The organism is Sphingobacterium sp. DR205 (assembly GCF_011064245.1).
Classification (GTDB): Bacteria; Bacteroidota; Bacteroidia; order Sphingobacteriales; family Sphingobacteriaceae; genus Sphingobacterium; species Sphingobacterium athyrii.
Window position 1 is genome coordinate 5,772,785 of sequence record NZ_CP049333.1, and the last position, 13,939, is coordinate 5,786,723.

The following is a 13,939-nucleotide window of genomic DNA, read 5'->3' on the forward strand; positions in this document are numbered from 1 at the left end:
TATTGGTTATAGAGAATCGGCATTCAGAATATCCTTGTATTTGATTTTCAGGTCAATTGCCCTGCCCGATAGCTGTTTTTCAGTGAGACTTATCCGCAATATTTTACTGCCCGGAAATGTTACTTTTTTAAGAACATAAATATTCCGGTTCTTTTTCTTTAGAAGGTCGAATGGCTGAAATTGCCAGATGGGTTCTATCTCAACCGACTGGACATTTGTTGCCTTGGTGATTCTTTTATCTTCCACAAAAAAACGTAGCTGATCTGGCCTAAATGAAAGGTTCGTTTTATTGACAAATGAAAGATCAAGAAAAATGAAATCCCCGATCGTTCTGATACCGTTCAGATAGATCCCTATTCCAAACTTCTCTTCCTTCCTCTTTGGACGGTTTCCGGATTGGGTTAAAAGAGTATAGGATAAGGACCTCATCTGACTCCTGCTTAGGTTGTTTTCCAAAGGCTCCAGCGGGACCGTAGATAAAGGATTTATTTCATAAAGGACGGGCGACTGTGCTTCAATGTCCTGACCAGATTTCAAGGCTCTGAACTGTGTCATGAAATTTTCGCCGACCACTGTAATGCTGCCGAGTTCTGTCCCTGAATCATCTAGATCCATGCTGTCCGGAACAATTTTAAGCCGAAGCAGATTATCAATAGGAAGATCTGCCGCTACTTTTTTTGAAGATATATCCACGTACTTGATCGGTTCCGGTGAAAGAATGTGAATTGTATTTCCTTTGGAAAACCTGATAGATTTAAGGTCGCCAAGTAAATGGTCACCTCCTGTCTGTGCCATTGTCGGGGTTACGGCGAACAGAAATATTGCCGATAAAAACAGAAATAGATTTCTCATAATTGAAAATGATGAATGATTATTTGTATTGTTTTTGATTTTCACGAAGTGCTTGTGGGTCTATCAGATAGACCAGCGTATTATATTTGATTTTCGCCCTGTTTTTTCTGATATACCTGGAAACTGCTGTAGTAGTCGACTGAAACATCCTTTGGATCACGCCCATAATAATCTGGTTCTGGTTTTCTCCTCCCTGTATTGAAATTCCCTGAGAAGAATTTGCGCCAAGTTCTTTGCTGAACTCCCTGAAAGCGGATGCGGGCACATAAAGGCCCTGAAGACCATCATTATCATACAGGTCAAGTTTTATGGGCAGGATCTTACCTCCCTGCATAATTGAGGTAATGCTCAAAAGAACACGTTGGCCGGTAAATCCACTTATCTTTGCGTATAAATAGCTGCCTTTGTGGATCAGATTGCTTCCCACCAATAAATCATCCATGAGCCTGATCCGCAACCTGGAATCCACATATCCGGTCATATTCTCGTCAATTATGGCCTGAATAAAAGAATCGTTCGGATTGTCTCTTACCGTATTGAAAACGGACTGGGTATCGTCGGCCTTTCTGACTTTAAGCAATGGCATTTCAGCTTCCGCTTTTTTCGCCATTTCAATCCGCTGCCTCTCCTCTCTTGCTGCTCTTTCTTCCGGATCATTTGCCTTTGCCAGACTATCGGCAAATTCCATCTGCCGGCGGAACAGGAGCATCGGATCTTCTTCTTTCCTTTTTGGTTCTTTTCTGGATTCTGGATTGGATTTAGGGACAAGGGAACCCAGTACACGGTCCAGGTCTTCATTTCCATGCACAGCCTTTAGTGCATCAACTGAAATTAGCGATTCCTGTTTAAGCTTTTCCCTTATGGAATCTAACTTGCGTTTTTCCTTATCATTGTACATTTCATCAAAACGGAATCCATCTACTTTGTCTTCCTGTAATTGATTCACAGCGGTATAGCCATCTCCTCGACGGTACATTTCCCGGTAAGCATTAAGCTTATCGGTTAAAGCTTTATTTTTCACCTCTGGGGAGACTTCCGAAATTTGTTCTTTTAGCTGGGGCCCATTATCTTTTACAGCACTCTCTTTTGAAAATGCGGATTGGTAAACGTAAAAGAAAATACAGATAAAAGGCAGGGCGATAATCGGTATGATATATTTGGGCCTTTTTAGGTCTAATTTCATAATATAATTTGATTTAGAATTGAGAAATACTAAGCGGGTTTAGGAAAAAAATGCTGGATCAATCTTTGGTTATCGAATCCTTCGCATTATGGTTTTCCAGCGACAAAAGCCTATCCTTTATCTGGATAAGGATCATACTGTCCTGTTTATCCAGGTTATCCTTTTTTGAAATCTCTTCCAGGACAGCCTGGAGTTCAAGTACTTCTTTTAGATCTGAGATTGAACCAAATATATTTCCCACACCATCCGCAATAGGCGCCGATAGTTTCGCATTTTTCCCCATTTTTACTTCCTTTTGCCTTGGCAGCATAAAAAAAAAGCAGATTGAAATCACGATACATAACACCATGAACATAAAAACCTGTTTGGGATATGTGCTCAATTTTGACCTTACACATCTTCTAAGGTGGACTGTATATCTGGAAAATTCATTGCCGATCTCTTTCCAGATACTACTTTCGGATTTATTAGAGGTTATTTTTTTGAACATAACTGAGGTCTTTATTTTCCAATGTTTTCCATCTCGTTATCAGAACTGCATGCGCGTTGTTGTCTGTCCTAATTTTAAGGTCCCTTAAATATCCTTCTGTAATGAGACTACGAACGACGGTTGAGCTCCGTCTGTCTATGGTCTGTTTACCATAAAAGCGAAAATAGTTTCCTTCAAGGTGGATTGAATCCGTCTGGACCGTAAGTACCGCACTGGAAGACAAGATGGAATTAAAAAATCCTTTCTCACGGAGGTTATTGTATTGTAAAGCACCTGATTCATCAATCAGATACATCGCCCGCTTCATCTGGTATTCTATAAACTTCTCGTCCGGTGTCAGCGTAAAAAAAAGACTATGGAATAAATTTATATGCGTTCGGTACTCGGCTGAACGGTTCATTTCAACACTGGTCTGCTGCGCGGCCAATGGCACATTATTTATATCCAGTACATATACTGACTTTCTTGCACTTTCCACCTGTTTAAAGGCAAAGAAAGAAACTATGGACACCAGCAGAAAGGCCGTTATTAAACTCCCGACGGCAATAAGGGTTGCCAGACGAATCTTTGATTCTATATTTTTGATAATCATGTTCTTTATTTAAGTTTAGAATTTTGCGATCACTCTCCTAGCCGTTCTTGCCATACCGGATGCCCCTCGGCCCATTGTACCCGCGGCAGAAGTGATTCCAGAAGTGGATACGATCCATGTACTGATACTTGGCACTGTGAGCATCGTAAGCCCGCCGATCAGGAAGGTTACTATGACGATCCCAAATGACATTATCCCATTTCCGGCAAGCCAGCCAAGTTTTTCGAGCCTATCGCCAGAAGTCGATAATAATTCCTGATAACGGGTAATCTCAGCTTCTAAGGCATACTGCTGAAAAAGACTGGCTATATGCATCACCAGATAGGCAATCCCAGAATATAGGTTTACGGAAACAAAGCGTGCTATCCAAGTTCCGAAGGAATCCCTGAAAGCTGGAAGAATACTTACCGCAACGGAGAATGGGCCTAAAATGATCAGAATGGTCGAATAGAGTATCTGGATCATGAATATGATATAAACACAGATACGAAGTACCCAGACTGCCAAGGTTTCCAGTGTATAGGTTGCCCACAATTGCAAATTGATCTGCATCCTGTTTCTTAGCTCCACAACATTGTTCCAGACGGAAGTAAACCCATCTTTCACGGTTGAGGTGACCGCATCCCACGCTTTTCCGTACCAGGTATCCGCCTCATTTTTTGCAACTTCGGTTTCAGCCTGGATTTGAGTCAAAGAATTGGCTATGTCATACATGAGTTTTGCACGTTGGAGCCGAAGGCTATTGACTTCGGTCTGTCCGCTATCGAAGAGGCTTTCCGTTTTGGCAGCGACAATATCCGTTGGATAAGCGATCACCCTTGTGAAAGCTCCCCACCAAATAATGACCATGACCAGTCCAAATGGCCTGAGCAAGGGCATAATCTCCATTTTTTTATCGCCGGACATCATTTCATAGCTTTTTATGGCAAAAAATATGAGCATAAAAATTGCCGCTAGTGCCTGTGCGTCTGTAATAAAAGTATCGTAATGGGTCCATATCGTATCTTTCATCCCTTTCAGGAAGTGCATTACCCCTTCCTCGTATACCCCATTTCCCTGCAGGAAAGTGAAAGTATCCTTAAATGAATCAGGCACCCCCACTGGAGATGCCTGTAAAAAAAATGTGTATGTCATAAAAAATTAATTTATCATCTGCTCTTATTTAGGATTTTGTCCGCAATTTCAATATCAGATTTTCCAGTATGTGGGAACGGCATGACCGGATCTATCTCCTTAATGGAAGACAGGTCACTTGATAGGGATAGAAATTTCAGGGCATTGCTTTTCTTGGATTCCCACCCCGATTCAAGAACCCTATATTCCGACAATAGGCGATGATAGCCCATAATCCTGCTGCCCCTTTCAAGATCTGTTGTTTTAAGGATTTCCAGACGTTCTATGAGGCCCGATCTTTCACTGGTATACCATTCATAAGTACCTTTATTTATCAGATATTCTTTTACCTCTGAACTGAGCCCTTGAAGGATTAGGGATTCATCCTTTTCTAGGCGGGCGAACTCATGTTTATAGTATAGCAACCAAAGTGGATCTGCGGCACTCACAACCCCTGAATAGTTGGTGAGTTCCTTTATAGCTGTATTTCGGATGGTATCGGACTGCTTTTTATAGGAATCATTGGTCTGCTGCATGGCAATCATCAGCCCCATCCGCATGGTCTGGGGCCCGGAACCTGAAAGGGGACGCCTGTCCAGCTTGGGATAATTGGGATGAAGGCCCCAGGTGAGCCAATACTGATAATTCAGTCCAAGAAAGCCAGAGGTCGGGGTAAATTTCTTTCGGTCCCATTGTTTATGTACCATACGCTCCTGCTGATTGATAATATGTTTATCGGTTTGGCGCTTGATCCGCTGCCCAATGACAGGGTTAGATCCAAGCAGTAAAATAACAACAGTTAATATTCTCCACATAATTCAATGTTTTACAGCTTCATAATTTCTTAATATCTCGTTTGCTTTTTGGATGTCCTTATTGACAAAATTTTTAAAAGGATTCACCGTTTTTAATAATCCATTTATTTTTGTCCAATAAACCGAACGTTCCATACTGAAAAGAAGCGCGCGCATCACCTTTAGTTCGATGATGATCTTCCGCAAAAGAAAATCCCGTTTTTCATAATCCATTAAGACATTTTTGCCTTCCTTGAGAACAAAATCAGAAACTTCCGTAGCAAGATTTATCCCCCTTTCTTTTAGTTGCCTAGCTGTTCGTTCCGCTACTAAAAACAGCCAGGGTTCTTCTTTTGAAATCTCGATAAGGCTATTGGACTGTTTAATAATTTCAGCGATCAGAGAAGAAACCTGTAACACGGATCTACCGGACTTCAATGCATTGTTTACCTCCGTTAGGGACCTATGGATCACCTGCTGAACGATTACCAGGGAAGACAGGTTAAGATTGATGTCTTCAACATTTTGATTGATCTGATTTAGCATACTGTTATGCGCCGATTCGGAGGCCAGCCTTACCGCACCGTTTTCATTTACGATTGCCAGATGTTTGGTATCTGAAATTATTGTCACATAACTTTGCCCATACAAAAAATCAAAACAGAAAATAATCAGTGTTATGAGATAATACTTCATGGTTTCTTTTCTAATTGTCTTAATATATTTTCTACAATTCTTCTGTCGGTGTTTATATACTCGCTAAAGAGATTTAGACCATCCAGTATTTTCTTCTTTGTGGAGTAATAAAGGGCAGATGCCAGTGCCCTGGATACTCCTTCTATCTGTCGAAGTTCAGTCAGTATATGCGCATAAAGCGAACGGCGATCACTGGCTTTCATCTGGTTGAGTTCCCCAATTGTCAAAAACAGGCCGGCAATATATCTTCCCAATTGAACTGACCTATCTACGATTTCCTTTTCGCTATTTAAGGCCAGTGGAATAAATTCAGGATGGTCAGATGCGATACTTATTATTCTGTCCTGATGGGCAATAATCCGTTCAATGATCGGTCTGGATTCAATTCCCATACTCAGTCCCTGCAATGCAGTATGCAGGATACTGAACCTTTTCTGGATCTCCCGATACCGCTTTTTGAGCGTTGTGGTACCCGCAGTATTTACCTGCTCATTTGCCGTGGTTACGCCCTGACGGTCACGGGCCTCTTTCTGCCGTTCATACTCATCCTTGCTGTGACCTACCAGCTGGTGCAAAAGCTGTACATTCAGCTGGCAACTTGCAGTTTTGGATAAGCAGAGAATACAGAAACAAAAGATAATTCTCCATTTCATTGCATTACTTCTTTACAAGTCTAGAATTTCTGATAACATCATCCGCGATCTGTTTATCTATATTGATAAACCTCGCATAAGGATTTAAGGAATTGAGAATCCCGCGCTGTTTTGCCCAATACATATTGCGGTGCATTCCATAAGCTACACCTCTGAGAATGGTCATTTCCGTCTGTATCCGGTTGAGTAATTTTGCCCGTTCACCGGAATCCATCAGATTATCCTTCCCATCTTTGAGTACAAACGCCCCTACCTCCGTGGCAAGGTTTGTGGCCCTGTTCTTAAATTCCCTTGCACCGGCTTCGGCAAAAAGTAAAAGCACAGGATTCCCCTTTGCAAGTACCATTGCTTTTTCGACATCCTCAATAATATCGACGGTAATTCCAGCAATCTCTTTTATACTCAGCAGTGATCTGACCACAGAAGAGACCTCGGAGAGTCCTTTATAAATTTTATCCTGTAGGTCATTGACGATCTGCAACTGCCCGGTAACAGCAAGCTGGCCCCGCTGGATAAGTGTCAGGTTATCGTTCACATGATCCAATTGCCTATTTATCACTGAGGCATGTGCTCCCGTTGCCGCTGCAACTGCCGGATCGGTATAGATCTGTGCTTTCACTAACAAGCTTGGCAATAAGATCAGCAAAATCATAATTAGTCTATTCATTGGCCGTAAAATTTAAAGTTTGAATTCCCTTTCTGTTAACTTCCCCAACAAAATCGTTCAGGGCTTTGCCAGAATATTCCTGATCTTTGACGAATGCAGTAAGGCCATCTTTGTAATTTCCAAAATGGTCCGCATAGATTTTTACGGCACTTTTTTCTGGTTTTTCGGTGGTAAATGCGAGATACTGAAATAAGGATACTTCCACGCCATATACTTCGCCCACCGTCCCCCTTCGGATGTAGACTTCCTTAAAACGGGACCTGTCTTCTTTATTCTGTAATTTATTTATGGTAAAGATCTTGCGTCTTTCTACATCGGTAATGGATAGCAGTTTTGCTATTTCATCATAATTGGACTGAAATTTAGACTGGTCAAGTAAACATATTGTATCCGAATTTGCCAGAATGCTGTCCTTGACTATTGGATTGCCCAAAATATCGCCTAGTTCTTGCGTAACGATCACGATTTCACCATAAAATTTTCTTACCGTTTTATACAGGTAAACTATGTAACCAGCCATTAAGGGGCTTGCAATGGCCTTCCATGCTTCTTCGATCACCAAGGCTTTACGCTGGAATGTCCGATGCCTCATTTTCTGTAGGAATAGATCCATAATGACCAGCGTAACGATAGGAAAAAGGATCTTGTTCTCCTTCAGATTGTCGATTTCGAACACCACAAACCTCTCTTCAAATAGGGAGGAATCAGCGCTTTTATTGAGAACGGTACCAAATTCCTGTCCGGTAAATAATTTCTTCAATACATACCTGTATTCATCCAGATCAAACTTTATGGATTCATCGTCCATTATATCCCTGATCTTGTCAACGGAATACACATAAAAAGAGTCGAAATTTAATTCGTCAGGACGATGGGGGTTTTGCGGACCGGGGTCGAGGTAAAAATATTCATAATAATAGGAGGATATAACGTTTGATAAAAGTGTATCCTCTACCTGGGACAATGTTCCGTCGGCTCCCTTCCAGAGCAGCGCTACCAAGGTTTTTAAAAAATCCTTTTTCTCAAGATTGAACTCTTCCTGAGTAAGGGCAAAAGGATTCATGGATATGGGGTTATCCTCAGTATAGGTCAGGTAAGTTCCGCCAAGAAAAGTACAGAGGCCCTGATAGGAGTCACCTGTATCGACTATGACGATATCCATGTTGTACCTATAATACTGTTCCAGAAGCGCATTCATGAAGAAAGATTTTCCTGTACCACTAGGCCCCAGCGCAAATTTCGAACGGTTGGAAATACGGTTTGTACTCAGGTCAGCAGGATCAAATGCAAGTGGTATCCCCTGTCGGTCTGTAAACCGGATCAGAAAATCGGTTTTTTCATCGCAGGGCAGTGATTCCTTAAAGAAATAACAGAGCGCCGCATCTACCGGAGTCAAAAACCAGTCATAAACCTGTAGTTCTACGGCATTGCCGGGTAATGAAGACCTGAATAATTCGAACTGGTTGTAAGCATTTCTGCTGGGAATAATCCCCTGCTGAAATAGGGACGATTCAATAAAATTCGATGCCCTTTCCAGCAGTTCAGAATCGCAGCCGATCAAAATCGAAAAATGTGTATTTACGAGCAACTGATTGTCTTTTGCCACATCGGCCAATAAATTATCAATATCTTCAACATAGAGCTGATTGGCCGGATCGGGCATATTGGAATGCCTTTTCCTTTTAAGTTCCAGTTTGTTCAGTGTAAACTGCTGAGCTGGAATTTCAATCACCTGATTATAGATCATGACCTTATAATCTGGCACCCTGTGCAGAAAAAATAAATTGTCAACGGGAAAATCCATCAAGCCGTTTGTTTCATTCCGTATCGCATAGGCACTGATCGTGTCAGGCAATTCAACAATATCCGTATCTATGAGACTAATGCATCTGATGGATCTTTTCCCAAGATTTATCTGATTGTCCTGACACTGATAATTATCCAATACTGTTTCCGTATCCTCAAAATCAAATGAAAGAATCCTGTAAAAAAGACGATTGATTTCTACTTTTCCAAGAACCCTTGGATGAAGACCTGCACCACTTAATACCTCAATTACTTTACTTAGATCCCTTATAAACTTATAGAGCATCTTCTCATCGAAAGTATAGAATGTGCCTTTCTTTACCTGTTTGGTAAAGGTGATGTAGCTTCTGATTTCGGTAAATTCCCGACCGCTAAAATGTTCCTGATATTTTTGTTCCAAAAACACTTCCGATGGAACTGGACGATACTTTCTACGGATAAATACATCCTGCTTTTGGATTATATGTCCTTCCCCCAAAAGTTTGACCACACTGGAGAGTGCATGGTGATAGGCGGAATACTTGGTTTCATCGGCATCATATTGGATGACCGGATTGGTAATACTAAGGATAATTGAATAGTCCCCCTTATCCCCAAAGAGGATCGGGAAACCCATAAATTCATCAATGCCCGCAAAGGGTAGATTAAAGGCATGCTTACTTTGCTTTTTCATTTCTGAACAGTGTTTTGGAAGGATGGATAATAATTCCGTTGTGACGGGTTTTGTCGAATAGTCCCTTTTTCTGCTTACTGATCGTATACACCATTCCCAGAGTCATGAATAAGAGGATGCCCAGACAGCCAAGTATCATGTTGGTAAATGCGCCAATAAGACCTCCGCAGAGCATGCCGCCCATGATGGATATGACAGCGTAATAGATAAATTTCCCTTTAAAACCCCTGTAAATAAGGGGCTTTTGGAGCCCCTTATAAAATTGATAGTTTTTCTGGATCATACGCCAAAAAATGCCTTGATGACCACACTGACTAGAATGAGAAATAGACAGGAACCGCCCCACGACATCAGTTCTTTCGAGATATCCTGGTCTCCGCTGTTCCATTTGATATAGACCCTGATTCCCCCTATCAGCCCGACGACAGCCCCGATACTCAGTATCAATGTCGATATGGGATCGACATAGGTATTTAACGACGATGTGGCGGCGTCAATACCAACTGTTCCTCCTTGGGCGAAGGAACGTTCCGCAAAAAGGCAGATTGCGGATAAAACAAGTAACTTGCTTACTTTTAGTCTCATAAGAAATAGGAATTAAAAACGTGAATGGAAAAAAAGATTGGCGTTTTAGCTGATTCCATAGAGTGCTTTTAGGGATGCACTCAGTAGGGAAAGAAAAAGGCAGGAGAGAAACCAGGCCATGACCTGGGCATCAATATGATGGTCTTTTCCGCTCTGCCAGTTGTAGAAGATCCGAACCCCTCCTATCAGGCCACAGATAGCCCCAAGGACCAGGGCGAAGTCGGAAAAATTAAAATACCAACCCCTGATCTCGGAGCTGACCTGCCTGAATTCGGAAAGGCCCGGCTGAGCGATTAGGTTGTGGACAAAAAAAAAGACGGCAATTGCCGTCCATATCGTTTTCTTATTGTTCATTATTGATTAATAAGCAATTGCTTTAGTATATTCAATCAGGTCATTTTGAGCAAGGGAGAACAATTCTTTGATGGATACGCCACCAGAACTTTCTATCGGGCCACTTGTGATCGCACCTGCATTTTCGAAGCTGTCGTCCAGAATATCTTCCTCCGGTAGGTCCACCTTCGTGGAGGAATGAAATTCAGGAAATGAGATTTCACCATTTCGGACGGTTTTAGGTTCATCACCCGGCTTATTATTGCGATAAAAATCATACATAAGGTTCAGTCCATAGTATCCAAGGTAAAGGGTGGAGAGATAGAGTGTAAATTGAATCCAGTTCATAGTTCGAGATTTTTTAGGGTTTCTTTGATATGATTTGCAATTTGGGGATGTTTTTGGAGGAAGTATTGAAGGGAATAGGAAATGATCTTGTTCATGTCAATTCCTTGGGTAACCTTGAGCTGCTTGAGAAGAAATATGGTTTTATCGTCGAGCCTGATCAGCAGCTTTTCTTTTCCGATCAGTTTATGGTCCCTTATTCCCTCGACGATAGGATCTAATGCGTTTTTTGAGGCAGGTTTCTTTTTAGGGACTGTTTTGCCTGTTCCTTCATTATTATCTCTCCGAATGGTTTCCCTCAGTTCATCCGCTAGCGTTTTAATATTCATGGGCATTAGTCACTTTTAAGAAAATGGTCATAGATATGGGAAAGCACAGGATAAGATACCGAACGGATCGTTTCGGGGGTATGCACGGTAGAGACCCTTTGAAAATCTATCCTATCCGAAATCTCCGAAAGGACTGTTCCAAAATTCCGCAGGACCTTCTGGACCTGTTCTTTGGTTTCGTATTTTACATTTGTCTTGATCCTGTTGGGGATAAAAAGAACCTGTGCCCGGCTGTTCAGTTTTTTGACGACCATTGAAAAGAGCACCGTTGAATCGACTGAAAATTCGTCATACGCAAATGGGCACAGAAAAAGGTCGGCAGAAGTGAAAATTGGGACGAGGCCATCATCATCCATCTTTCCAGGAAGATCAATTAAAATGATATCCTTCGGAGATTTTAGAAGTCTCTTCTTCATTAATGGAAAATTTTCAAGCGCGGCGGGAACAATTTCATAAAAAGGATCATTTTCCAGTATTTTAGCTTTTTGCGATTTCGCAAATAGGGACTGTTGATAATCCATATCAAGAATGGTCAGGGGCTGACGTTTCTCTATTGCCAAAAAATTGGCGAGCAGAAGCGCAAGCGTACTTTTACCACATCCTCCCTTCTGGTTTCCGATAAGTACAAGCATAATGTTAGAGTTTGGTCAATAATGTTTTTACTAACGTGTATTGGTGCGGGATTTTCTTTTACGTCTCCGATTTCTACCATGTATTGCCTCATCATCGACGTCATCCCGGATGTCGATCTGAAAATCAGGTACAGGAAAACTGCCATTTTCCACGATGTCATCGAGGACATTTGAATTTTCAGTACTAAATGATTTATTATCCGGCGAGGTAAAACCATCTCCCTCTGAATCTTCCGACCTGACAGGTTTTAACGTTATATCACTATTATTTGCTGAGATAAATTCTGAAAGTGGCATCAGGTCACCACCCTTATATATGGACCTGCAGGCATGGTCAATTACCGTATATCCATAAGGAGGTTTTCCGGCTTTTCCATGAAAATGGATCTGAATACCAAATTTTGATTTGAACAGTTCTGCCAGATCGGATGTGTAACCAACATCAAAATTTCTTTCCCCACCGGGGTTTTCTTGATACAAAGTTCTCACAGATGGATCATGCGCCAATTTATAGCGGTGGAAAATTGCTCGAATCTGGGATAATCTATCAAGGTCTTTCTGAAACTGTCCGATTTTATTGTCAATAACATCCAGAGGTACTTCACCAAGATTTTTACCGAATTTGGAAACCTGATAATTTCCCGCATTAAGCGTAATACTGTAGCCCTGATTTTCCAATATCATCATAAACTGTGCCCGTGTGGAAAAGCTGTATTGAAGGGCATTTCGCATGGATTTTGAAGCTTCGATTTTTTCGTCGTTTCCCATCAGCCGGTTGAGGACTTCATAGGAACGAAGTTTCTCAAAACTATCGCTGATTTTTTTCCCGTCCCTGCCGACACGTGTTGAGACGATATGGATATGATTATTTTTAGTATCCTTGTGAAATATCAACAAGTAGGGTTGATGTTCATACCCCATTCCTTTTAACCACTTCTCCGCGATTTCTGCTAATTCTTCTTTACTATGGCTGCGGCCCTTACATGAAATCGCAACATGAAATTGTGGGTTCTTTATTTTTTTGTTCGCACTGGTCTGTAGTTCGAGATAATTGATATAATCAGATGGGCGTAAGCTGGTCATGGCTCCAAGCGCACCGAAATTGGCCGCTTTTACCAGTTCACCGTTATCCTGTTGGATCTTGTCCGTATTATAACGGACACCGCCAAAACTTTTAGCTGAAGATAATATTTTAACAATCATCACTGCCCTTTGATCAATCGCATTAGATTTCTGAATTCCTGTTCAATCTGCCGTTGATATTTAATATAATCAGCAATTAGGGATGGGAATCGGGACAGTTCATCGGGTTCCAATTTACCCTGTAGCTTCAATGTATTGATGTGGCGGGCAAGCTGATTAATATTATTTCCAGATCTTCCCAGCTCCAATCCTAGCGTATCGAGCATTTGGAGTATGGTTTTAGAATCGACCAATATCCTGGATGAATGGGATAACACCCTATTGCGGACGATTTCCGACCGGTTTATCCCTAGAGACTTTTCAAGGGAGAGGAACTGTGCCTTCTCGGCTTTTGTCAACCGAAGTTCAAACCTATAGATCCTATTTTCCTTGGTTGATTCAGCTTTGGAAGCTTTCTTATTTGCCATAATTTGGTTGTTTTAGGTGCTTACGGCTTCTATCGCCTTAAAAATCTCATAGGCCACCTGGGGGACTATGGCATTTCCGTAGGCTCACTTGCTTTCCTGCTGCCAGACAGAAAAGGAGATTCCGTCCAGTTCACTGGAAATCCTATTAACTCCGCCAAAAAACGGGGGCTCACAAGGCCAATGTTCCCACGAGGGAATTTTGTACCTAAAACTGGTCTTTGCTGGGCAGCACCTAATGGATTCTTTTCACAGGAAAAAATATTCTCCCAGCCCATCCAGGGGACAGCCAGATCAAAGCCACCTATTCCCGTGAATAGGCTGCCGTGTTTTTTTAACATGCTGTCGGGGTTAGATTTAGGAAAAATGCCCCAGGCATCCGGGCAAAGATTTAGAAAGAAGAAAAATGGAGTTGCGACATTTTTCCTTCCATGATATTGATCAGCCCAAAGGGTTGGTCGATTTCATGGCAAGTTTGTTTTTGTTGGTACATGGATTTGAGAAGCAAATCTGTACGTACAAAGACACAACTTGCTCAAAACAAAACAAAAAACTATTTGAGTGGAGTATCACTACGAAATCCATTCAA

General features: G+C 41.6%; 19 protein-coding genes. All 19 read right to left on the reverse strand.

Annotated elements, in window-relative coordinates; translation table 11 throughout:
• Positions 1-6 precede the first annotated feature (6 nt).
• The 19 genes from traN to G6053_RS24775 all read right to left on the reverse strand — a co-directional run bounded on the left by traN (position 7) and on the right by G6053_RS24775 (position 13,691).
• A complete protein-coding gene (gene traN / locus G6053_RS24685) occupies positions 7-852 on the reverse strand; it encodes a conjugative transposon protein TraN (RefSeq protein WP_165308862.1) in 846 nt (281 codons plus the stop codon).
• A 19-nt stretch (positions 853-871) separates the two neighbouring features.
• On the reverse strand, positions 872-2,035 hold the full coding sequence (locus G6053_RS24690; protein ID WP_165308863.1) for a conjugative transposon protein TraM: 1,164 nt from the start codon (positions 2,033-2,035) through the stop codon (positions 872-874).
• Positions 2,036-2,093: 58 nt separating this feature from the next.
• Complete coding sequence (locus tag G6053_RS30695) at positions 2,094-2,525, reverse strand: hypothetical protein (RefSeq protein WP_206531819.1); 432 nt, start codon at positions 2,523-2,525, stop codon at positions 2,094-2,096.
• Entirely contained in the window at positions 2,503-3,117 is a 615-nt protein-coding gene (gene traK / locus G6053_RS24700; protein ID WP_165308865.1) for a conjugative transposon protein TraK, read from the reverse strand. The genes G6053_RS30695 and traK overlap by 23 nt, the downstream gene beginning before the upstream one ends.
• A 15-nt stretch (positions 3,118-3,132) precedes the next feature.
• Positions 3,133-4,251, reverse strand: coding sequence for a plasmid transfer protein (locus G6053_RS24705; RefSeq protein ID WP_165308866.1), 1,119 nt, complete (start codon positions 4,249-4,251; stop codon positions 3,133-3,135).
• 14 nt (positions 4,252-4,265) lie between these two features.
• On the reverse strand, positions 4,266-5,045 hold the full coding sequence (locus G6053_RS24710) for a hypothetical protein (protein ID WP_165308867.1): 780 nt from the start codon (positions 5,043-5,045) through the stop codon (positions 4,266-4,268).
• 3 nt (positions 5,046-5,048) lie between these two features.
• Complete coding sequence (locus G6053_RS24715) at positions 5,049-5,720, reverse strand: hypothetical protein (protein ID WP_165308868.1); 672 nt, start codon at positions 5,718-5,720, stop codon at positions 5,049-5,051.
• Entirely contained in the window at positions 5,717-6,373 is a 657-nt protein-coding gene (locus G6053_RS24720; protein WP_165308869.1) for a hypothetical protein, read from the reverse strand. The genes G6053_RS24715 and G6053_RS24720 overlap by 4 nt, the downstream gene beginning before the upstream one ends.
• A gap of 4 nt (positions 6,374-6,377) precedes the next feature.
• Positions 6,378-7,040: a hypothetical protein gene (locus G6053_RS24725; RefSeq protein WP_165308870.1), complete on the reverse strand. Its 663-nt coding sequence runs from the start codon at positions 7,038-7,040 to the stop codon at positions 6,378-6,380.
• Positions 7,033-9,519 carry a TraG family conjugative transposon ATPase gene (locus tag G6053_RS24730; protein WP_165308871.1) on the reverse strand — a complete coding sequence of 829 codons (2,487 nt, stop codon included), beginning with the start codon at positions 9,517-9,519 and terminating at the stop codon, positions 7,033-7,035. The genes G6053_RS24725 and G6053_RS24730 overlap by 8 nt, the downstream gene beginning before the upstream one ends.
• Positions 9,503-9,802, reverse strand: coding sequence for a DUF4133 domain-containing protein (locus tag G6053_RS24735; RefSeq protein ID WP_165308872.1), 300 nt, complete (start codon positions 9,800-9,802; stop codon positions 9,503-9,505). The genes G6053_RS24730 and G6053_RS24735 overlap by 17 nt, the downstream gene beginning before the upstream one ends.
• Complete coding sequence (locus tag G6053_RS24740; protein WP_165308873.1) at positions 9,799-10,104, reverse strand: DUF4134 domain-containing protein; 306 nt, start codon at positions 10,102-10,104, stop codon at positions 9,799-9,801. The genes G6053_RS24735 and G6053_RS24740 overlap by 4 nt, the downstream gene beginning before the upstream one ends.
• A gap of 45 nt (positions 10,105-10,149) precedes the next feature.
• A complete protein-coding gene (locus G6053_RS24745; protein ID WP_165308874.1) occupies positions 10,150-10,458 on the reverse strand; it encodes a DUF4134 family protein in 309 nt (102 codons plus the stop codon).
• A 6-nt stretch (positions 10,459-10,464) separates the two neighbouring features.
• Complete coding sequence (locus G6053_RS24750; protein WP_165308875.1) at positions 10,465-10,785, reverse strand: hypothetical protein; 321 nt, start codon at positions 10,783-10,785, stop codon at positions 10,465-10,467.
• On the reverse strand, positions 10,782-11,111 hold the full coding sequence (locus G6053_RS24755) for a hypothetical protein (protein ID WP_165308876.1): 330 nt from the start codon (positions 11,109-11,111) through the stop codon (positions 10,782-10,784). Before G6053_RS24755 ends, G6053_RS24750 begins: the two co-directional genes overlap by 4 nt.
• A gap of 5 nt (positions 11,112-11,116) precedes the next feature.
• A complete protein-coding gene (locus tag G6053_RS24760; protein ID WP_165308877.1) occupies positions 11,117-11,743 on the reverse strand; it encodes an AAA family ATPase in 627 nt (208 codons plus the stop codon).
• Positions 11,744-11,773: 30 nt separating this feature from the next.
• Positions 11,774-12,946 (reverse strand): relaxase/mobilization nuclease domain-containing protein, encoded by a 1,173-nt coding sequence (locus G6053_RS24765; protein WP_165308878.1) that lies wholly within the window; start codon positions 12,944-12,946, stop codon positions 11,774-11,776.
• Positions 12,946-13,353, reverse strand: a complete 408-nt coding sequence (mobC, locus tag G6053_RS24770) for a plasmid mobilization relaxosome protein MobC (RefSeq protein WP_165308879.1) — start codon at positions 13,351-13,353, stop codon at positions 12,946-12,948. The genes G6053_RS24765 and mobC overlap by 1 nt, the downstream gene beginning before the upstream one ends.
• Before the next feature lie 65 nt (positions 13,354-13,418).
• Complete coding sequence (locus tag G6053_RS24775; RefSeq protein ID WP_165308880.1) at positions 13,419-13,691, reverse strand: hypothetical protein; 273 nt, start codon at positions 13,689-13,691, stop codon at positions 13,419-13,421.
• Between the last annotated feature and the right edge of the window lie 248 nt (positions 13,692-13,939).

Bases quoted from the DNA above. Each gene is read 5' to 3' on its own strand.
- mobC (WP_165308879.1), bottom strand. From the start codon at position 13,353: ATGGCAAATAAGAAAGCTTCCAAAGCTGAATCAACCAAGGAAAATAGG.
- G6053_RS24735 (WP_165308872.1), bottom strand. From the start codon at position 9,802: ATGATCCAGAAAAACTATCAATTTTATAAGGGGCTCCAAAAGCCCCTT.
- G6053_RS24765 (WP_165308878.1), bottom strand. From the start codon at position 12,946: ATGATTGTTAAAATATTATCTTCAGCTAAAAGTTTTGGCGGTGTCCGT.
- G6053_RS24705 (WP_165308866.1), bottom strand. From the start codon at position 4,251: ATGACATACACATTTTTTTTACAGGCATCTCCAGTGGGGGTGCCTGAT.
- G6053_RS24690 (WP_165308863.1), bottom strand. From the start codon at position 2,035: ATGAAATTAGACCTAAAAAGGCCCAAATATATCATACCGATTATCGCC.
- G6053_RS24775 (WP_165308880.1), bottom strand. From the start codon at position 13,691: ATGTTAAAAAAACACGGCAGCCTATTCACGGGAATAGGTGGCTTTGAT.
- G6053_RS24715 (WP_165308868.1), bottom strand. From the start codon at position 5,720: ATGAAGTATTATCTCATAACACTGATTATTTTCTGTTTTGATTTTTTG.
- G6053_RS24745 (WP_165308874.1), bottom strand. From the start codon at position 10,458: ATGAACAATAAGAAAACGATATGGACGGCAATTGCCGTCTTTTTTTTT.
- traN (WP_165308862.1), bottom strand. From the start codon at position 852: ATGAGAAATCTATTTCTGTTTTTATCGGCAATATTTCTGTTCGCCGTA.
- G6053_RS24755 (WP_165308876.1), bottom strand. From the start codon at position 11,111: ATGAATATTAAAACGCTAGCGGATGAACTGAGGGAAACCATTCGGAGA.
- G6053_RS24740 (WP_165308873.1), bottom strand. From the start codon at position 10,104: ATGAGACTAAAAGTAAGCAAGTTACTTGTTTTATCCGCAATCTGCCTT.
- G6053_RS24760 (WP_165308877.1), bottom strand. From the start codon at position 11,743: ATGCTTGTACTTATCGGAAACCAGAAGGGAGGATGTGGTAAAAGTACG.
- G6053_RS24725 (WP_165308870.1), bottom strand. From the start codon at position 7,040: ATGAATAGACTAATTATGATTTTGCTGATCTTATTGCCAAGCTTGTTA.
- G6053_RS24720 (WP_165308869.1), bottom strand. From the start codon at position 6,373: ATGAAATGGAGAATTATCTTTTGTTTCTGTATTCTCTGCTTATCCAAA.
- G6053_RS24730 (WP_165308871.1), bottom strand. From the start codon at position 9,519: ATGAAAAAGCAAAGTAAGCATGCCTTTAATCTACCCTTTGCGGGCATT.
- G6053_RS24750 (WP_165308875.1), bottom strand. From the start codon at position 10,785: ATGAACTGGATTCAATTTACACTCTATCTCTCCACCCTTTACCTTGGA.
- traK (WP_165308865.1), bottom strand. From the start codon at position 3,117: ATGATTATCAAAAATATAGAATCAAAGATTCGTCTGGCAACCCTTATT.
- G6053_RS24710 (WP_165308867.1), bottom strand. From the start codon at position 5,045: ATGTGGAGAATATTAACTGTTGTTATTTTACTGCTTGGATCTAACCCT.
- G6053_RS30695 (WP_206531819.1), bottom strand. From the start codon at position 2,525: ATGTTCAAAAAAATAACCTCTAATAAATCCGAAAGTAGTATCTGGAAA.